Here is a 20,818-nt window from a genome sequence, read left to right on the forward strand (position 1 = left end):
TTTAGTATATTAAATTGCCACGGTAACATCTACAGTATTGTCAATTTTCTTGATCAATCCCTGAAGCGTTTTACCTGGGCCTACTTCAATAAAGTTAGTGGCACCATCTTTAATCATATTTTGTACAGACTGTGTCCATTTAACAGGGCCTGTTAATTGAGAAATAAGATTTTCCTTGATTTGATCAGGATCTATAATCGCTGTTGTCGTGATATTCTGATACACAGGAATCATTGCTTTTCTAAATTTTGTTTGTTCAATTGCTTTGGCCAATCTCTCTTGTGCCGGCATCATCAATGGAGAATGAAACGCTCCATTTACTTGCAATAATAAAGCTCGTTTTGCGCCTGCTTCTTTTAATTTTAAACACGCTTCTTCTACCGCGGCCGTTTCTCCCGAAATTACCAACTGCCCTGGACAATTATAATTTGCAGGAACTACAACACCATCAATCTGCGCACAAATCTCTTCAACTTTAGTATCATCTAATCCTAAAATCGCAGCCATAGAGCTTGGATTCGCATCGCATGCGGCCTGCATCGCCTTTGCTCTTTCAGAAACTAATTTTAATCCGTCATCAAAGGATAAAACACCATTGGCAACTAATGCTGAAAATTCACCCAAAGAATGCCCTGCCACCATTTCAGCTCCGAGTCCATTTACCGCTTTAAGGGCAGCCACTGAATGTATAAAAATTGAAGGTTGCGTTACTTCAGTTTTTTTAAGATCAGACTCCTTACCATTAAACATTATTGAAAGGATATCAAATCCTAAGATTTCATTGGCAGATTCCATCAAATCCTTTATATCTTTTCGAGAATCATATAATTCTTTTCCCATTCCTACGAATTGAGAACCCTGCCCTGGAAATACAAGTGCTTTCATGTATTATTTTAAAATATTTTGCAAATATAAATATAATGTTAAAGAAAACGTTTCTAAATCAAATTCTATTGTTTACGGAACCAACCTAATCACACGATAACCTGCATTCACATAAGCTCCGTTAGCTTTCACTTTTACAAACTCAAATTTAGTAGCGAGTTGAGTCTGTACTTTATTCATTTGTTTAAAAATCTCTCCTTTCTTATTTTCTCTGGTCAACATGTCATTTACCACATCAAAACCAATTATAGCATATTTAGGGGGCGTTTTACAATATTTACTTTTATAAGCTGCCAAAATTTCTTTTTCAAAATTTCCGTCTGTGTTTATCTTTCTATCCATCAAATACACCAAGCTAGCTTGACTAAGATCATCTACTTTCTTTTCAAAAATGGGTGAATAGTACATACTAAAAGCTTTCATTCCTTGCACTTCCTTTGATAATGAGATTACTCTACTTGAAAAGGCATCTCCAACACTATCATTAGGATTCGCTAATATAGCAATTACCGGTGCCGACTGACCCGTCATCATATTTTGATCAAGTTGAATTTCTGAAGGTGCATTTACAATAGCTATGTTTGCATTCTTTATTATTTTTTCAAGACCTGCTTTAATGTAGTTTGCATTCGTTTTATCACTATCCGCAACTATATAAACTTTTTGATCGGAATAGGCTGCCTTTACTTCCTCTACAATTTTGTCTGCATACACTTGATCATTGGTTTCTACAATAATAAGATTGCTATAATTGTATAATTCTGAAGAGTTTGCAAAAGGAGCAACAATCGGAATTTTTTGATTCTTTGTAAATTCTAATACATCAATAACATTCGATTTGAAAAAAGGTCCAATGATTAAATCTGTATTATTAGGGTTTATTTGAGTTAATGAACTTTTAAATGACGATTCATTTCCTGAATCAACTATTTTAACATCCAATTTCTGGCCGCTTTTCGCATTTCTTTCTATGGCAAGTTTTGCTCCCGTTAAGAAATCCAATGCCATGGTTCTGTATTGTGTTTCGTTTGTACTATACCCAAAAGGCAACATCAAAACAACACTCAACGCATCTCCATTCCTTTTTATATAGGCTGCATCTAGTTTTTTAATTTTTAAAACCATTCCCGCCTTAAGCCCATGTGAAAGTTCAGGATTAAGAGCCACTAAGTCATCAATAGTAACTCCAAATTTATTGATAATTGAAAAAACAGTATCTCCCTGTAAAACAGTATAAGTTACATAATCATCTGCTAATACTTTATTTTCACTTCCAGAAGCATTTGATCCTTTATGGTTTTCTGTATCAAGATTTTCTTTTTTATTTCCTTTTATTTCTTCAGTAGAAGTTACGCTAGTAGACTTCCCTACATTAATTTTATCCCCAGACTTTAATCCTTTTTCTTCTAATCCTGGATTGAGTGCAAAAAGTTGTTTCTGGGTAATATTAAACTGTTTTGAAATTCTATAGTAGTTATCCTTAGATTGAACTATATATTCTCCTTCAGCAGCCGTTAATACTGGCTTATCACCTACATTTTCCATACTTTTCGTATTCGTAATTGGAGCTAGTTGCTGAGTTCCACCATATTTTTTAATGCTTTCTAAAGGTAGAGTAATTTCATCTCCTATTTTCATATGAGAATCCAAATCCGGATTAAGCTTCCTTAAATCAGATTCGGAAATACGATATTGTTTAGTAATACCATATATTGTTTGTTTAGGTTCTAGTATAATTTTACCATATTGAGAATTATTAACAGGTTTTGTAGAAACAATCGTTCTAGATTGTCCCGCAGAGGTACCAGAGTTAACGGTCAATACATCTCCAATAGCAATCTTACCATCTTTAACATTGGGATTCAGCTTTAACAATTCATCTACAGTTATTCCATATTTTTTAGCTATATTATAAGGAGTATCCCCCTTTACAACGGTGTGTGATTTTTGAGCCGATACATTCAAAATCATACATAAACTGGATAGAATAAAAAACCTCTTTATCATAGTGGATAATTATAATCTTACAAAAATACTTCTTTAAAATTAAATGGCAACAATTATTAATTTTGATTGCTCTATCTCCATCTCTTCCAAACAAGTTTCAAGCCACTCATACCCGTAATCTGCAAAAAATACACTAAAATTATAAATTCTTTCCTGCCAGATCCCTGAAGGATGTACATCCAAAAATAAATTTTCAAGGCGTTCCCATAATTCTTTTTGCTTTATTTTCTCTGCATGCAGAAGGCGTTTTTTCATTTTTTTAAAAGATTTTAGCTGCCTTACTTCTTCCGCTTTTACCATATTTCCAAACGAATGATCTGTATTTTCTGCCACCGTCTTCAGCGTAGAAAAATCATCTATTAAAAGATTCTCCCTTTGCTCTAGCAATGCAAGAATATCATTATTTTTCAAAATCTTATTATTTGTGATCACCGTAAAATTTTGAAAAAAATCTTCTATTTTTATACCAAGTTTTTGAATTTTTTTCAAGAGTTTTTCCTTTAAGAAAAGCATAGAATTCCTAGGAATTAAAATAGGAAATGGAATATCTAGTTTTGAAAAATAATCTTTTAGTTCCAGCCAATACATAATCTCCGCATTTCCTCCAATATATGCCAAGTTGGGTAAAATTTTCTCCTGATAGACAGGTCGAAGCAATGCATTGGGGCTAAAATTTTCAGGGAACTTTTCTAGCTCCATGACAATCTCTTCTTGTGTAAACTCAATATTTTTGTCTACAACAAAGTATTTTTGTCCGTCATAATCGATTCGATCTCTGGTTTCCGAAAGATAGAATAGATTAATATCCCGAGGATTTACCTGAACTTTACCATATTTTTCAGTCAAAGAATCCACTTTCGACTTTGAAAATCTCTTCAAATCTGAGCTAATAAGTTCTTCTTTAAAAATAGGAATACATTGATTTTTAAGCTCTTTTGAATCACCATCTAAAATCAATAATCCAAAATCTGAAAAAAGCCTATTTACTATAATAGAAATAGCCTCAGCAAGTGTATTTCCAGTTTTATAAGCCTCTTTCAACATAAGAATCAGTTCCGTACCAAAAACCGTATCCTTAAATTCCTTTTCAAACTCAGAAATAAAAGAGATATCACTTACCTGTATTCGCCCAACTGCTCCTCCTGATTTCTCATTGATTTCATAATAATTATTCTCTGTTTTGAAATGATTAATTTCCAAGAAGTCATGATCTTCTGATGCCACCCAATACATCGGCACAAAATCATAGTCAGAAAAACGCTCCTTCAAAAATGAGCAAGTTTTAATAGTTTGAAGAATTTTATATATGAAAAACACAGGTCCTGAAAACAGATTAAGCTGATGCCCTGTTGTAATGGTAAACGTATTAGACCTCTTCAAATCATCCAAATTCTTTTGTTGTTTTGGAGAAAGAATAAGCTTGGATAACTGGCTTTGTAATACATGAAACAAAATATTCCTTTGCTCTTCAGTAAAAGAATGTTGTTTTGCCTGAATCTGCTTTTCAAAATTATCTAAAGAGAATGTACTTTCTTTAAACCCCTCAATTGTATGATTTAAAAAATCTTTTATTAGTGGAGGGATACTTTCTATATCATGAAATGATAATTTATTAATCGTCTTCAACTTTGTTTGGGTTTTAGTTGAACAAATACCACACAATACCAATATTTAATCTAAAATCGTATACTGGATAATGAGGGAAAGCATATGCTTTATTATGAGAAAGGAATGTTCCTATTTGTTGACCTTCTATATAGAAAAACATTTTTTTCACTTTCATATTAAAATACAGATCCAAAATAGGTTGTCCTCCAATTGAAAAAGCATCTGCACTGGGTAGAATATATTCATTAAGTATCGGAAAATATTCTCTAGAGGCAAATTTTGAGAAATAATATGCTTTTATACCGGCTTGAATTTCGGCCGCTTTTTTAAATGCTTTCGCTTGATAGAAAAAATTAGCCCTTCCTATAAAACTTGGCAAAGGCAATAGTTCTTTATTAGTCAATACATTTTGAAACTGTAATTTTGTATTCAGATGAAAATTACCATAACTAAATGTAGCCTCTCCTCCAATTTGAGAAATATTTACAGAGCTATCACTTTGTCTAGGCATCGCATTAAAATCAAAATAAGTATAATTATCAATTCTAAAATAATTAACAAATAATTCTGTTTTAAACCATTTAAGATTTACATTGCCTCCTATCTCAGTAATAGATTGATTTTTTGCATTTTGATAATAATAATTATAGTTATTATAAGGTGATGTATTAATTAAGTAATTAAATGACGGATACGCATTTTGAAAATTAATTTTAGCATTGACAATATAATCTTTTATCGGCTCAAACTTAAGATTGTTGGTAGTTTTAAGATATGTTCCAAATTGGCTTCCATTGGAGAATTCCATAAATGAATTTAATTGGATTTTGTCAAAGAGTTTAATTTGTAGATTACCAATCGCTCCTAGTCTATTTTCCTTAAGTTCAGTTGGTATTTCTAAAATGGGCAAGTTTATTTGAGTAGCACCAAATTTTAACATTTGATATCGAACCCCTGCGTCAAGTTTAAACTTTTCATTATCCCATACTAAACTCACTGTATTGCTTAAATTATCTGAGTATTTTTTGGTAGAAAAGGGAAAATCAGTTACTATTTCTGCTGGAAAATCATACCAATATGCTTCCAAAACGGACTGATTATAATAATATTTATTCCCTTGATGAGAAATTGTATGTCTTATTTTAAAAGGAATTTTTTCTGAATTAAAAGGAGCAAATTGATGAGTAAGATAATACCTTCTGTAAGAAAACTGAGAACTTGATCCTGCCAAATTCACCTGCATATTTTGTCTGTTTCTAGAATTTGAATCTCCATTTTGGAAAAGGCTATCCCCTACTATACCTCCATTTTCCTGAGCATTGACATTCTGATGTAAATAATGGGCAAAAAGTTCATAATTTCCACTTTTGGAAATATAATGTCCTGAAAATAATGTATTATTATTAGCCACTAAAGAGTTTCTGTATAGTCCTTGGGATCGAAGCCCCATATATTCCAATGCAAAATTGAATCTTTTCCCAATATTTTGAGTGTAGGTTGATTTTAATCCACCTCCATTTCTCATTGAGTTATGATAAACAAATGTTGCCGTAGGCGTTTTCACATCATAATAACGGATATCATCAACCTCTAAAATATCATATGACTTATTAGTAGGCATTAATGCTAAATTTTGCCCAGAAATAACTTCATATGACAAAGGATTAAAACCTGCCCCCACATTCGCAAACTGAACTTTTCCAAAATTATCCTTGTTATTATATTGGGAAAAAATATAGGTTTTATCAAAAGTCATCACCGTATCAAAGACTTTCTTTGCAGAATATTGTGCTTGATATAGATAGTCATTAATAGTCGGTTTAAATATTTTTAAAGAATCTTTCTTTCCTGAGTCGATGACTAAAGTATCCTCTACTTTCTGAGAAGGTTTTTTAGATTCTATTTTTTTAACTACTTGAGATTTAGCAAAAAAACAGAAAAAGAATATGATAAAGAATATATACTTCATTATTTGATTTTGTAAAGCAAAAATAAGAAATAATAAGGGAATAAAAAGTGGCAGAAGTACAACCTTGAGAAATTGCTGAATAATTTAATTCTCAAAGCAAAATGTTTTACAACTATACAATTTAGGTTAGAAACATTATTCTCATTTTCGTATAAAGAAGATATGAAAATTTCGTATAAAGTTATTTTCAAAGCTTCATAAGACTCATCTTAAAAATATCCCTTAAAGTAAAAAACAAAAACCCCCGATACTATTTGTAACGGGGTATTCTTTTTAGAGTCTTTTAGTAGAAAGAATATTCTTAAAACCCTACAAACTCTTCTTTGATATGTGGATTACCACTATCATCAGTAAATTGTCCTTGAGGAACAAAATAATTAGCATAAATTACCAGTTTTCTAGAACACTTATCAATAGTAGAAACTTTTGAAGGATCCGTAGACATCCTAATTTTAACCATTCCATATGATGAATGAACAAATCCTGTATCCTGAGTATCAAAAGTTACGACCCCATTCGCATCATACTTCACAATTAGCGGAGTCGCAGTAGGAATATCTAGAAAATCATTAATTCTCAAAGTATTAGGCTGTCCAGCAACCTCCTCAATTGTAAATACATCTGGACTTTGCCAAAACCCCGTAGTATAGTTAAAGTTACCACCACTGCCCAGGAAATTGCTTATAGGACAAGTTAATGACATATTTAATGTATAAGTCTGATTGTATTGTGCATTAGCAATAGAATTAGATTGTAATTTAAATACTGCTGCTTTAGAGGTTGTTGAGCTACCAGATTCTAAAATTCTAATAGTAAATTTTCCAGAATTCGCCCCATTTCCAAAACCAGCTCCATTGTTTAGGATTTGAAATTGGGTTCCTTCAACAGCCGTTGAATTTTGAGTATCAACTACTAAATTTACCGGATGCGAGCCATCAACGGGCTTCATAGCTCCAAAATCAATCGTCACATCTTTGTGATTTGAACCTTGCTCTACAAAAGCAACTCCTTCGTCACTCTTAAAAAACAAGTAAGGTTCCCCTTCATAATAAATATCATCTTGCTTACAGCTAGTGAAAGCCACTGCTAAGGCTAAAAATATACCAAATTTTAAGTATTTTGTCATAACATTTTTTTTAATTATTAGTAACCAGGGTTCTGAACAATTGTAGGATTTCCTTGAACCTCAGCTAAAGGGATAGGTAAAGTAAACTTGTAGCTATTGATATCTAGCGTTGTAGGAAGAGAAGTGATTCTATCATCTGTAAAGTGTCTATCAATACTTACACCTGCTATTTTCCCTAATCTTCTTAAATCAACATAACGGTGTCCTTCAAAACACAATTCTGCTCTTCTTTCTTTCAAAATATCCTGCAATGCACCTGGAATGCTGCTATAAGTAGGAGCTGTTACCGTACCAGTAAATCGTCTTGCATCTCTTATATTTTTAATATAGTTTGCTGCCACTGCAAAGTTTCCACCAAATGCCTCACACTCTGCAAGAATAAGATACATTTCAGAAAGTCTAACAGTTTTAATATCATTTCTTAAATTTTGATTTCCTTTTCCTGGATATTTATCAATAATAATTACATCAGACGTAATATAATTTGGATTCGTAGCATATCCTGCATCAACTTTAGAAGTAGTATCTACAAAAGCAAACTTTCTAATATCACTGGTATAGCTCAACAATATATTATACTGATTACGTCCCATATCAAAAAGAGGTGATCCATTGGCATTGGAAGCATTTGTTGTATACAATGCCGCAATATTTCCCCAAGCTCCTGTTAAAGGTCTAGACAATGCCCAAATATTTTCTCCTCTAAAATTTTGGAAGGAAGGCACTGCTGCTGTACCTGTATTCGATCTATCATTCCATAAGTTTCTATAAGGCACCGCTGTAGCTACCGGTGTTGATTCATTATAAAAAGCGGTAGCCCAAGTTCCTGTTAAAGCAGGTGTTCCTGCTGGCATAGGAGTTGCCGGCGTCAAAACCAAACCAGAACCTGTAATAGCTGCTTGAGCATATTGTTTTGCTAAATCATGCTTTCCTCTATTTAGGTTAACTCTTGCTCTTAAAGCGTCAATCAACGGTTTTGTTACAAAATAGTAGTCTGAAACTGCAGTATTTAAATTGGCATATGCAAAATCCAAATCTGCATTGATCTGATTGTAAATAGCTCCATTATTTACTCTAGGAAGCTTTAAATATAAATCATCACTCGCCTCAATCGACAACACTACTCCAAGAGCATTATCATCAGCCATATTTGTTGTAAAATAAGACTCCAACTGAATGTAAGCAAATGCTCTTAACGCTCTCGCTTGAGCCAATACAGAATTATAAGTTACCACTTCTCCTGCCGCAGGTGTAATTCCTTCAGCAGCTTTTAGTAATCTGTTTACTCTATTAATAGTGGTATAATGAGATTGCCAAATCCCACTGCTATATGCTTCAGAATTGTCTATAAAAAAACGGTGTAGGACAACATCCTGTCCTGTATTGGTAGGCGCAATTCCAACTTCATCCGTAAATACAGAAGTAAACTTTATTTCGTTTGTTGTGTTTACACTTGCATATACAGCACCTAAAAGATAGTTATTTAAATCCGCAACATTATTAAAAGTATCACTATCATTTAACTCATTAGATTGAATAATATCTAGAGAGTCCTCACAAGAAACAATAGTAAGTCCTAAAGTAAGTGATAGAAATAATATTTTTATTGTACTTTTTATTTTATTCATTTTTATTTATTTTTAGAATTCAACATTTGCTCCGATCGAAACCGTTCTAGGATTAGGATAAACACTCACACTATAAGTAGTAAGCCCCTCCGGATCGAAACCTCTCCACTTTGACCACCAAGCAAGATTTTCACCTTGTACAAATATTTTTAAAGATTTAATAAAGCTTGAATTCAAGAATGACTTAGGAACAGTATACCCGAATGTTACCGCTTTTAATTTTACAAAAGAAGCATTAAATAGGTATCTATCGGAATCACCATCTAATCCTGTATTAGTCGCGTTCAATGCAGGCATTGATGTATGTGTATTTTCTGGAGTCCAAGAGTTCAATAAATCTGCAGATAAGTTATACTCTCCTAAAGATGTTGGATCATATAACCATGTTAACTGGTTATCAGATTTCCAAAGTCCTGCTTGATAAGAGAATAGCGCATCTAAGAAAAATCCTTTATATGCAGCATTTACCCCGAAACCTCCTTGCCATTTTGGTAAGTAGCTTTTTCCTGTTGCTCTTCTATCATTCTCAGTTGGAGATTCTGTCACATTACCATTTGCATCCAAGAATAACATATTACCGTTACTTTCATTTACTCCAACATAAGGAACTAGGTTCCACTCATATGCTGTTCCTCCAACTCTATTAATTAGTGATCCTGTTTTTTGCTCAACAGCTAGCTCTCTAATTGTATTTTTGTTATAAGATCCATTAGCAAAGAATGATAGTTTTGTATTTTCATTATTAATCAAATGATATCTCAATAATAATTCAAAACCAGTATTTCTTAGCTTACCGTTATTTCCTGTAAATGAATAAATACTTGTTGTAGCTGCAGATACATTAATTGTATTATATAAATCTCTCGTATCTTTAATATAGTAATCAAAGTTACCCTCTAACTTTCTTCCTAATAATCTAAAATCTAAACCTACGTTAAATTGTGAAATTTTCTCCCAACGTAAATCCGCAATCCCGATTGAAGATAACGATAGACTTCCAAGCGTATTGTTATAACCTGTAGTAACAGAGTTTAATGTTCTCGTCGCATTTGGTAATGTAAAGATTGGGTTATTTCCTGCTGTTGGCGGTATCAAGTTTTGGTTACCTTGCGTTCCATAAGACGCTCTTAATTTTAATAAATCAAATGTTGAGCCTTGCATGAAGCTTTCCTGATCAAGATTCCATCTACCTGCTACTGAATAGAAAGTTGCCCATCTATAATCTTCAGCAAAACGATATGTACCATCTCTTCTTATAACCCCACTGAAACCATATTTGCTATCATAATCATAGTCAACCGTTGCAAAATAAGCAAGAGTTCCTGCATCTACCTTTCCAGCACTTGCTGAAGGCAAATAGAAAGTCGGGTTCTGATCATTAAATCCAATATATCCTGCCCCACTCCCCGGAGACCATGTCTTAGGATCTAAACCATTTCTCTGCTGAGTTTTTAATAAGTAATGTGCTTTTAAATAATCAAAATATAAACCAACATCTAAAGTATGTTTTTCACCTAGAGTCTTGTTATAATTTAAATTGACAATATTATTAAAAGTCAAATCCCTAGTATTACTTAATAGCTCAAGACCTCCATATGGATTTGGCACTGCTGTAGTTGCTGATTGCGCTGCAACAGCACGAGATAACCATAAATTAGGAGACCTTGCAAACAATCTGTCTGTCACTTTATAATCAACCCCAATTCTGTTTCCTAAAGTCAAATCATCTGTTAATTTATATGAAGCAAATGCATTAGCAAAAATACTTGTTTGATCATATCTACTTGGCATATTACCTTGCTTAAGTACATCCTCTAAAACCCAGATTCTTTTTCCTCCTGCTGTATTTAGCTGAATTGCATTAAACAAATCATTACCTGTAGGATACAATCCTGCTGCAAGATATGGTAATCCAATAATACTACCCAACAATGGATTTTGCACTACGTTTGCACTAATATTTGTATTCGTTTCTTCGTCTAGCTGGTTTCTTCTTGAAAAGCCCAAAGCAACCTGAGCGCTATAATTAAATCGACCATCTTTTGATTTACCATTTAGGTTATTTCTAAATGTCATTCTCTTGAAGTCAGTAGTCGGTACTAACCCACCTTGTTGCATATACCCTAAAGAAGAATACAATGTCACATTTTCACCACCAAATGTTAACCCTAGGTTATGTTGCTGTATAACATCTGCATTAAAAAATTGCTTTCTCCAATTTGTATTTACGGATTCACTATTGATCTGTTCATCCGTCAGACCCATACCCTTCCCTACATTAGCAGCTCTTTCCAAAGTCAAAATCTGCTTTGTATCCGCCATATTATAGTCATGATTTGGCATAAAACTTACCCCTGTTGTAGCGTCATAGGAAATTTTAAATGCAGAACCATATCTTCCTTGTTTAGTTTTAATAACAACTACTCCATTTGCTCCTCTGTTACCATAGATAGAAGTACCTGCCGCATCTCTCAAAATGGAGATAGACTCTATATCATTCGGGTTAAGGTTTCTATATTCAGTAGCATTTGTCTGTAGACCGTCTATTACATACAAAGGATCTGTCAATGCATTTAATGAAGACACCCCTCTTACAATAACATCAATCTTCGCAGACCCTGGAGATCCAGATGATGTTGAAACAGTAACCCCTGGAGCTGTTCCCTGAAGATTACTCATAAAGGAAGCATTCGGTCTGTTTTCCAAAAGTTCAGGCGATACAGTTGTAGAAGCTGTTACATCCTTCGCTTTCGTAGCCGTTTTGCTATATCCAAGAATTACTACCTCTTCTATTTTCGCCTCTTTGTCTTTTGTAGAGTCACTTGCTTTTTTCTGAGCAAATGCAGCTTGGCCTGTGAAAAACAGGACACCTGCTGTTAACACACGTAATTTAACATTCATATTAACAAATTTTAATATATTTAATGGGCAAATATGTTAATAAATATTAACACTTGCAAGTTTTTTAACTACATGGGTTAAAATTTTTTTCATTTAGAATGTTGAAAATGATGAAAAATAATCAAAAATAAACTACAAAAGACTTCTAATATTAAATAAAATGAAAAATAAGAAACATAAATAAAAAGCTTTAACATATTATAATCAAAACGAAAAATATTATTTAGATATATTATAAATTGGAAAAATATAAAATAAAAAAAGCCACTTAAAAAAAGTGGCTTTTTATCTTTATAAAAAAGTAGAGTTATTTTAGTTTCTTCTTCACGGCAACTTCTTCGTAAACCTCAAGAATATCACCCTCTTCTATATCATTATAACCTTTCAGGTTTAATCCGCACTCATACCCTTTCGTAACTTCTTTAACGTCATCTTTAAAACGTTTCAAGCTTTCCAGCTCTCCATCAAATTTTACAATGCCATCACGAAGGACTCTTACCTTAGAGTTTCTAGTCACTTTTCCTGAAAGAACCATACATCCTGCAATAGTTCCTACTTTAGAAATTTTAAATATCTCTCTAATTTCTACATTTCCGATAACCTGTTCTTTAATCTCCGGGGAAAGCAATCCTTCCATTGCTTCTTTTACTTCTTCAATTGCAGCATAAATTACAGAATATGTTCTAATTTCAATTTCTTCTCTATCAGCAAGATCTTTAGCATTAGCACCTGCTCTTACATTAAACCCAATAATAATTGCATCAGAAGCCGTGGCTAAGTTAACGTCAGATTCTGTAATCTGACCTACTCCTTTATGAAGAATATTAACATTAATTTCTTCAGTAGACAATCTTTGCAATTGGTCAGATAATGCTTCAACGGATCCATCTACGTCACCCTTTAGGATAATATTTAATTCTTTGAAATCTCCTAAGGCAATTCTTCTTCCTAATTCTTCAAGCGTTGTATGCTTTTTAGTTCTGATAGAAAGCTCTCTTTGAAGTTGTTCTCTCTTATTAGCTATAGACTTCGCTTCACTTTCATCTTCATATACTTTAAATTTATCTCCGGCAGTAGGAGCTCCGTCTAAACCTAAAATCGTTACAGGAATAGAAGGTCCAGCTTCTTTAAGGTTCCTTCCTCTCTCATCAAGCATAGCCTTAACCTTACCATGGTTTTTACCGGCAAGAACATAATCACCCACTCTTAGGGTTCCTGTCTGCACCAGCATAGTAGAAACATATCCCCTTCCTTTATCTAATGAAGCTTCAATTACAACTCCTTGTGCATTTCTATCTGGATTAGCCTTTAGCTCAAGCATTTCCGCTTGAAGTAATACTTTTTCCAACAAAACATCTACGTTATTACCAAATTTAGCAGAGATTTCTTGCGCCTGTACATTTCCACCCCATTCTTCTACTAATATATTCATCCCAGAAAGTTGTTGACGAATATTATCCGGGTTAGCATTGGGTTTATCCACTTTATTGAGAGCAATAATCATGGGCACCCCTGCAGCTTGTGCGTGGGAAATAGCCTCTTTTGTTTGAGGCATTACATCATCATCGGCAGCAATTACGATAATTGCTATATCGGTAATCTGTGCACCTCTTGCTCTCATTGCCGTAAAGGCTTCGTGTCCAGGAGTATCTAAGAAAGTAATCCTTTGTCCATTTTCCAACTTCACATTGTAGGCACCAATATGCTGTGTAATTCCTCCTGATTCCCCCGCAATTACATTCGTTTTTCTAACATAATCCAATAATGAAGTTTTACCATGGTCAACATGTCCCATTACCGTAACAATCGGAGCTCTTGGAAGAAGATCTTCTTCATTATCAATTTCGTCCTCTGCATCTGTTTCTTCAAGATCAGCATCAGAAAATTCAATTTTATACCCAAATTCATCAGCCACCAATAGTAATGTATCCGCCTCTAATCTTTGATTCATCGTAACCATTACTCCTAAAGAGAAACAAGCTGAGATTACTTCTGTTGGAGAAACATTCATTAAACTAGCTAATTCACCTACTGTGATAAATTCTGTAACCTTCAGAGTTCTATCTTGAGCTTCAAGTTCTTGCTGGCGCTCATCTTGTTCTCTTCTGAAGTTTCTTTTATCCTTTCTGTGTTTAGCAGATTTAGACTTACCTCCTTTATTGGTTAGTTTTTCAAGAGTTTCTTTAATTTGGTTTTTAACTTGTTCATCAGTTAATTCAACAGGCATAACCCTTTGTCCAGGTCTATTATTCTGTCCTCCTTTTTTAAATCCTCCACCTTGACCTTGAGGGCGATTCCCTTGATTATTTCCAAAACGATTACCACCACCTTGGCCACCTTGACCCTGAGGGCGATTATTCCCTTGACCACCTTGACCTTGAGGGCGATTCCCTTGGTTTCCTCCATGAGGTCTATTTCCTCCTGGTTGATTATTGTTATTATTGGACTGGGAATTATTTCCTTGCTGGTTATTTCCTTGTTGATTATTAGGACCAGGCTTTTCAATCCTTTTTCTTTTCTTTTTGGCACCTGCTCCTTTTGATTTGTCAGCAAATTGACTGAGGTCTATTTTTTCTCCCACAATCTTAGGACCATCCAGTTTTTGATAAACTGTTTCAATCTTTTGAGGCTCCTGAGCCGGTTCCTCGAGTTTTTGAGATTCTAATTTAGTTTCAATCGGTGCTGGGGTCTCAACAACAGGTTTTGGCATTTCTTTTTTAGGCTCCACTTTTTTTTCCTCCACTATTTTTTCCTCTGCTATTTTTTCCTCTACTTTTGGTTTATCTTTTTTTATAGGTCTATTTCTAGATTCAATTTGAGACAAGTCGATTTTATCCAGAACTTTAAATTCCTGTTTTTCAGGAGGTGTTTTTACTTCTGGAACAGGCACTACTTTTTCTTCCTTTTTTTCCTCCACCAGTTCCGGAGCAGGAACGATCTCAGGCTCTGTAGATTTAGGCTCTAAATCTATTTTACCCAAAATCTTAGTTTCAGTTTTTATATTTGCTTTAGCTCTTATTACTTCAGGTGTTTTTTTCTCTTCAATTTCCAATTTTTCTTCTGGAACTTTATTGATTACCACCTCATGGGAAGCTTTACGTTGTTCACCGTCCTTGGCAAACTCAGCCTCCAATGCAGAATATGCCGCTTCTTCTAATTGAGCGTTAGGATTAGTTTCAACATCGAATCCCTTTGATTGTAAAAACTCTACTAATCTAGATATCGAAATATTGAATTCCTTAACCGCTTTATTTAATCTAATTTTTGGCATTTATATTATTTACTGTTTTTTAATTCTTAAAATTAAAGTATTTCTTTTTTACTGTTTATTAAAATTTATTTAAAAAATCCTAATCTTCAAACTCTTCTCTTAGAACACGTTTTACTTCCTCAATCGTTTCCTCTTCCAGGTCAACCATATTTAAAAGACTTTCCGTTTCCTTATCCAATACAGATTTTGCAGTAGTAAGACCTACTTTCTTAAACTCATCCAAAATCCACTGCTCGATATCGTCATTAAATTCTTTCAATTCAACATCGTCATCTTCGCTGGATTCTCTATGTACATCAATTTCATAACCTGTCAACCAAGAAGCCAGTTTTATGTTTTGTCCTTGCTTTCCAATCACTTTCGAGATTTCTTCAACCGGCGTATAAACCAACGCATAGTTTCCATTCTCATTAATGTCAATCTTATTAATCGTAACATTTCCTAAAGCTCTCTTCACCAAGATTTCAGGGTTTTTCGACCACTGAATCACATCGATGTTTTCATTTCTCAACTCTCTTACAACTCCATGAATTCTAGATCCTTTAACACCCACACAAGCACCCACCGGATCAATTCTATCATCATAAGCATCTACAGCAATCTTAGCCTTTTCTCCAGGAATTCTTACTACTTTTTTCAAAATAATAGTTCCATCCTGAATTTCAGGAATTTCTAATTCTAATAACTTCTCCAAAAATTTAGGAGCTGTTCTAGAAATAATAATCTGCGGCTTCGATCCTTTAAAATCTACTGTTTCTACAATAGCTCTGATATTTTCACCTTTTTTAAAGAAATCAGAAGGAATTTGATTTTCTTTTGGCAAAATAAATTCATTTCCTTCATCGTCTAATAAAATAACATGCTTATGACGAATATGATGAATTTCTCCCACCACAATTTCTCCAATTCTATCTTTAAACTGCTCATACAACATAGCATTATTATGCTCCTGCAATTTTGTTGCTAAAATTTGCTTCAATGTAAGAATGTTTCTTCTTCCCAACTGAGCTACAGGAATCTCCATTGTATATTCTTCTCCCACTTCAAAAGTAGAATCAATTTTTTTAGCTTCTGAAATTTCAATTTCCAAATCATCATCTTCAGACATTTCATCCTCTACAATCGTTTTATTCAAGAATATCTGAAAATCGCCTTTATCAGGATTCACAATCACATCAAAATGGTCATCCGAATCAAATCTTTTTCTTAAAAGTGTTTTCAATGAATCTTCAATAATCGCCATAAGATCAATTTTACTGATCCCTTTTTCGTCTTTAAAATCACCAAAGGATTCAATCAACGCTATATTATCCATTTATCTCTTTTCTTTTTTAAAATTTAATTACTACTAATGCTTTTTTTATCTCAGAATAAGGAATTTCTTTTTCCTCCTCCACATCTACCTTACCTTTACCAATATCTTTTGGTTTTCTATAGCGTAAAAGAAGAGTGATTTTTTCTTCATCTACTTTTGTCAATTCGCCTTCTACTTCGGAAGTATTATGGAGTAAAACTTCAATATATCTTCCTATATTTTTTGTAAATTGTCTTGGACTTGAAAGAGGTTCACTTAATCCTGCAGACATTACCTGAAGACTAAAATCATGCTCTTCCCTATCCATATTAAATTCAATAGCCCTACTTGCATCCAAACAATCTTGAAGAGAAACACCATTGTCTCCATCCAAAATCACGGTAATATCATCTCCTGTAGAAATCTTTAGATCAATCAAAAATAAATCTTTTCTGGTTTCCAGAAATTCATTTAATAATTCTTCAATTCTTTTTCTAAACTCCATAACATAAACTAATCATGATTTACTTGTACGAAAAAAGGCTTTCTTCCGAAGCCTTCCCATTTTTTTCCGTAAATCCATTGCAAATATACAATTTTTTATTATACAATCAAAATCAACTTATTATCAAAAAGGCAAGAAAAGAGCCTTTTCCATCAAATTAAAGAATAGAGTGAAAGTATTTTTATTATTTTTGTGAATAGAATTATTAAAAAAAAATACATTTTGAACATAACAATTGTAGGAACAGGCTATGTAGGACTAGTCACAGGAACCACCCTAGCAGAACTTGGTAATTCAGTATACTGTGTAGACATCGATGAAAAAAAGGTAGAGGGAATGAAAAGTGGCATTGTTCCCATCTATGAACCCAACCTTGAGGAAATGTTTCTTAGAAACATTCAAGCACAAAGATTATTTTTCACCACAGACTTAAAAGAAGCCTTAGATAAAAGCGAAGTGATTTATCTTGCTTTACCAACGCCTCCCGGAGAGGATGGCTCGGCAGATCTTTCATATGTGTTAAAAGTAGCTAACGATATTGGGGAAATGATCACCGAATATAAGGTAATTGTGAATAAAAGTACAGTTCCTGTAGGAACAGCAGATAAAGTAAAAGAAGTCATTCTTTCCAAAACTCATATTCCTTTCGATGTAGTTTCAAATCCGGAATTTCTAAGAGAAGGTTTTGCTGTAGAGGATTCTATGAATCCCGCCAGAGTGGTAGTAGGATCTAGTTCTGAAAAGGCAAAAGAGGTGATGTCTAAAATTTATCAACCATTTACCAATACAGGAGTTCCCATTATTTTCATGGATGAAAAATCCTCTGAACTTACCAAATACGCATCCAACTCATTTCTGGCAGTAAAAATAACATTCATGAATGAAATTGCCAATTATTGTGAAAAAGTAGGGGCCGATGTTGATAAAGTACGTCTTGGAATGGGAAGTGATGACCGAATAGGCAATAGATTTTTATTCCCGGGCATTGGATATGGTGGAAGCTGTTTTCCTAAGGATGTAAAAGCCTTAATAAAATCAGGAAAAGACGAAAAATTCCATTTCCAAATCCTAGAAGCTACTGAAAACGTAAACGCAGCTCAGAAAATCATTCTCATTTCAGAAATAGAGAAATATTTTGGCGGCAATATAAAAGGAAAAACTATTGCTGTTTGGGGATTAGCATTTAAAGCTAATACTGACGATATCCGAGAAGCGTCCTCTTTAGACAACATTAAAATCTTACTTGAGAAAGGAGCAAATATTATTGCATATGATGTAGTTGCTGAAAATAACGTTCAAAAACTTATTGGGAATACTATAAAATATGCAAAAAGCATGTACGAGGCATTAGAAAATGCAGATGCTTTATTTATCGCAACCGAATGGCCCGAGTTTAAAAACCCAAACTTTGATTTGATGGCCGAAAAAATGAAGAATAAAGTGATTTTTGACGGAAGAAACATGTATCCTTTGGAAATCCCTGAACAAAATGGTTTTTTCTATAAAAGTATAGGAAGAAAAACGATATTAAATTGAAAATATAATGAAGAATATAATCATTACGGGCGGAGCCGGTTTTATTGGATCTCATGTAGTAAGAGAGTTTGTGAAAAATAATCCTGAAACCAAAATTATTAATCTAGATGCTCTTACATATGCAGGAAATTTGGAAAATCTAAAGGACGTCGAAAATGAACCCAATTATATTTTCGAAAGAGCCGATATTACAAATCCCGAGGAACTTAGAAAAGTATTTGAAAAATACAATCCGGATGCCATTATACACCTGGCTGCAGAAAGTCACGTAGACAGAAGCATTACAGATCCAATGGCATTTATCAATACCAATGTGAATGGCACTGCCAATCTTCTTAATCTCTGTAAAGAGTTCTGGACATTAAATTCTGATCATACTCATGGAAGGTTTCCCAACGAAAAAAGAGCCCATCTGTTCTATCATATTTCCACAGATGAAGTATATGGGAGCTTGGGCGAGACAGGGTTTTTCCTAGAAACCACATCTTATGATCCACAATCTCCATATTCCGCTTCCAAAGCGGCATCAGATCATTTGGTAAGAGCATATGGAAATACATACGGAATGCCCTTCATTGTTTCCAATTGTTCAAACAATTATGGCCCAAATCATTTCCCAGAAAAACTTATCCCTCTTTGTATTTCGAATATTATTAATGAAAAACCTTTACCAATATATGGAGACGGCAAATACACTAGGGATTGGCTATTCGTGATCGATCATGCAAAAGCGATTCACAAGATATTTCATGAATCAAAGACAGGAGAAACTTACAATATCGGAGGATTTAACGAGTGGCAAAATATTAATCTGGTAAAAGAATTGATAAAGCAAATGGATGCAAAACTCCAAAAGCCTGAGGGATACTCTGAAAAACTCATCACATTCGTTAAAGACAGACCTGGTCACGACAAACGTTATGCTATTGACGCAACCAAATTAAACAAAGATTTAGGATGGAAACCCTCGGTAACTTTTGAAGAAGGACTTTCTAAAACAATTGATTGGTATTTAGAAAATAAAGAATGGTTGGAAAATGTAACAAGTGGAGACTATCAGAAATATTACGAAAAACAATATAGTTAATCTAAATAAAAATAAATGAAAGGTATCATTTTAGCTGGTGGTTCAGGAACTAGGCTTTATCCCCTTACTATAGCCGTAAGTAAACAGCTAATGCCTGTTTATGATAAACCGATGATATACTACCCTCTTTCAACATTGTTATTGGCGGGCATTAAAGACATTCTCATCATCACAACGCCTTATGATCAAGCAGGTTTTATTAAGCTTTTAGGTGATGGCTCGCAAATCGGTTGTAATATAGAATATGTGGCACAGCCAAGTCCAGATGGACTGGCTCAAGCATTTATATTAGGGGACAAATTTATTGGAAACGATTCAGCCGCATTGGTTTTAGGAGATAATATTTTTTATGGCTCCGAAATGGGTACTTTATTAAAGAATAAAACTAATCCTGATGGAGGTGTGGTTTTTGCCTATCATGTTTCTGATCCCGAGAGATATGGTGTAGTGGAGTTTGATGATCATTTCAAAGCCGTCTCTATTGAGGAAAAGCCTTTACAACCAAAATCCAACTATGCTGTTCCAGGATTATATTTCTATGATAATGAAGTAGTTAATATTGCCAAAAACATACAACCATCCTCAAGAGGTGAACTCGAAATCACTGATGTCAATAATGTATATCTTAAAAAGAATAAACTTGAGGTGGGTGTTTTAGATAGAGGTACAGCATGGCTTGATACAGGAACTTTCGATTCTCTAAATGATGCCTCAGAATTTGTAAGAGTAATCGAAAAAAGGCAAGGCTTTAAAATAGGATGTATTGAAGAAATTGCATTCAGAAATCAATTTATTAACGAAGAAGAATTATTAGAAACTGCCGCAAAGTATGGCAAAAGTGGGTATGGCGAATATTTAAAGAAACTTATACTTAAATAAAAAAACTTTCTATATCTATTCCTTATAAAAGCCAATCCTTCTGTCATAAAATAATAAATATATTCAATATATTTGTTATTACCTTTCTATTGTATGCCATAAAAAATTCAAAAAATAAAGAA

Annotated in this window: 13 protein-coding genes; 3 read left to right on the forward strand and 10 right to left on the reverse strand. The window is 33.6% G+C overall.

Annotated features, from left to right (window positions below; genetic code table 11):
- Nucleotides 1–9: 9 nt before the first annotated feature.
- From fabD to rimP, 10 genes are all read right to left on the reverse strand, one after another.
- Nucleotides 10–885: an ACP S-malonyltransferase gene (fabD, locus tag CHRY9293_RS03290; protein ID WP_162031569.1), complete on the reverse strand. Its 876-nt coding sequence runs from the start codon at nt 883–885 to the stop codon at nt 10–12.
- 72 nt (nt 886–957) lie between these two features.
- Entirely contained in the window at nt 958–2,892 is a 1,935-nt protein-coding gene (locus CHRY9293_RS03295; RefSeq protein WP_228455457.1) for a LysM peptidoglycan-binding domain-containing protein, read from the reverse strand.
- Between the two features lie 39 nt (nt 2,893–2,931).
- Nucleotides 2,932–4,518 (reverse strand): bacillithiol biosynthesis cysteine-adding enzyme BshC, encoded by a 1,587-nt coding sequence (bshC, locus tag CHRY9293_RS03300; RefSeq protein ID WP_162031570.1) that lies wholly within the window; start codon nt 4,516–4,518, stop codon nt 2,932–2,934.
- A gap of 13 nt (nt 4,519–4,531) precedes the next feature.
- Nucleotides 4,532–6,469 carry a putative porin gene (locus tag CHRY9293_RS03305; protein WP_162031571.1) on the reverse strand — a complete coding sequence of 646 codons (1,938 nt, stop codon included), beginning with the start codon at nt 6,467–6,469 and terminating at the stop codon, nt 4,532–4,534.
- A 301-nt stretch (nt 6,470–6,770) separates the two neighbouring features.
- Nucleotides 6,771–7,595: a hypothetical protein gene (locus CHRY9293_RS03310; protein ID WP_162031572.1), complete on the reverse strand. Its 825-nt coding sequence runs from the start codon at nt 7,593–7,595 to the stop codon at nt 6,771–6,773.
- A gap of 17 nt (nt 7,596–7,612) precedes the next feature.
- Complete coding sequence (locus tag CHRY9293_RS03315) at nt 7,613–9,223, reverse strand: RagB/SusD family nutrient uptake outer membrane protein (RefSeq protein ID WP_162031573.1); 1,611 nt, start codon at nt 9,221–9,223, stop codon at nt 7,613–7,615.
- A gap of 12 nt (nt 9,224–9,235) precedes the next feature.
- Nucleotides 9,236–12,124, reverse strand: coding sequence for a SusC/RagA family TonB-linked outer membrane protein (locus CHRY9293_RS03320; RefSeq protein WP_162031574.1), 2,889 nt, complete (start codon nt 12,122–12,124; stop codon nt 9,236–9,238).
- A 307-nt stretch (nt 12,125–12,431) separates the two neighbouring features.
- Complete coding sequence (gene infB, locus CHRY9293_RS03325; protein WP_162031575.1) at nt 12,432–15,395, reverse strand: translation initiation factor IF-2; 2,964 nt, start codon at nt 15,393–15,395, stop codon at nt 12,432–12,434.
- A gap of 79 nt (nt 15,396–15,474) precedes the next feature.
- Entirely contained in the window at nt 15,475–16,710 is a 1,236-nt protein-coding gene (gene nusA / locus CHRY9293_RS03330; RefSeq protein WP_122545867.1) for a transcription termination factor NusA, read from the reverse strand.
- Nucleotides 16,711–16,726: 16 nt separating this feature from the next.
- A complete protein-coding gene (gene rimP, locus CHRY9293_RS03335) occupies nt 16,727–17,194 on the reverse strand; it encodes a ribosome assembly cofactor RimP (RefSeq protein WP_162031576.1) in 468 nt (155 codons plus the stop codon).
- A gap of 222 nt (nt 17,195–17,416) precedes the next feature.
- Between rimP and CHRY9293_RS03340 the strand changes: the two genes are divergently transcribed.
- Genes CHRY9293_RS03340 through rfbA form a run of 3 tightly spaced genes read left to right on the forward strand, consistent with a single transcriptional unit; the run spans nt 17,417 to nt 20,696 of the window.
- Nucleotides 17,417–18,730, forward strand: coding sequence for a UDP-glucose dehydrogenase family protein (locus CHRY9293_RS03340; RefSeq protein WP_162031577.1), 1,314 nt, complete (start codon nt 17,417–17,419; stop codon nt 18,728–18,730).
- Nucleotides 18,731–18,737: 7 nt separating this feature from the next.
- Entirely contained in the window at nt 18,738–19,817 is a 1,080-nt protein-coding gene (gene rfbB, locus CHRY9293_RS03345) for a dTDP-glucose 4,6-dehydratase (RefSeq protein ID WP_162031578.1), read from the forward strand.
- Between the two features lie 15 nt (nt 19,818–19,832).
- Nucleotides 19,833–20,696 carry a glucose-1-phosphate thymidylyltransferase RfbA gene (gene rfbA, locus CHRY9293_RS03350; RefSeq protein ID WP_162031579.1) on the forward strand — a complete coding sequence of 288 codons (864 nt, stop codon included), beginning with the start codon at nt 19,833–19,835 and terminating at the stop codon, nt 20,694–20,696.
- The last annotated feature ends 122 nt before the right edge of the window (nt 20,697–20,818 follow it).

Source organism: Chryseobacterium potabilaquae, assembly GCF_902728265.1.
GTDB classification, from domain to species: Bacteria; Bacteroidota; Bacteroidia; order Flavobacteriales; family Weeksellaceae; genus Chryseobacterium; species Chryseobacterium potabilaquae.

Bases quoted from the DNA above. Each gene is read 5' to 3' on its own strand.
- infB (WP_162031575.1), bottom strand. From the start codon at position 15,395: ATGCCAAAAATTAGATTAAATAAAGCGGTTAAGGAATTCAATATTTCG.
- rfbA (WP_162031579.1), top strand. From the start codon at position 19,833: ATGAAAGGTATCATTTTAGCTGGTGGTTCAGGAACTAGGCTTTATCCC.
- rimP (WP_162031576.1), bottom strand. From the start codon at position 17,194: ATGGAGTTTAGAAAAAGAATTGAAGAATTATTAAATGAATTTCTGGAA.
- CHRY9293_RS03295 (WP_228455457.1), bottom strand. From the start codon at position 2,892: ATGATAAAGAGGTTTTTTATTCTATCCAGTTTATGTATGATTTTGAAT.
- nusA (WP_122545867.1), bottom strand. From the start codon at position 16,710: ATGGATAATATAGCGTTGATTGAATCCTTTGGTGATTTTAAAGACGAA.
- rfbB (WP_162031578.1), top strand. From the start codon at position 18,738: ATGAAGAATATAATCATTACGGGCGGAGCCGGTTTTATTGGATCTCAT.
- CHRY9293_RS03305 (WP_162031571.1), bottom strand. From the start codon at position 6,469: ATGAAGTATATATTCTTTATCATATTCTTTTTCTGTTTTTTTGCTAAA.
- CHRY9293_RS03310 (WP_162031572.1), bottom strand. From the start codon at position 7,595: ATGACAAAATACTTAAAATTTGGTATATTTTTAGCCTTAGCAGTGGCT.
- fabD (WP_162031569.1), bottom strand. From the start codon at position 885: ATGAAAGCACTTGTATTTCCAGGGCAGGGTTCTCAATTCGTAGGAATG.
- CHRY9293_RS03320 (WP_162031574.1), bottom strand. From the start codon at position 12,124: ATGAATGTTAAATTACGTGTGTTAACAGCAGGTGTCCTGTTTTTCACA.
- CHRY9293_RS03315 (WP_162031573.1), bottom strand. From the start codon at position 9,223: ATGAATAAAATAAAAAGTACAATAAAAATATTATTTCTATCACTTACT.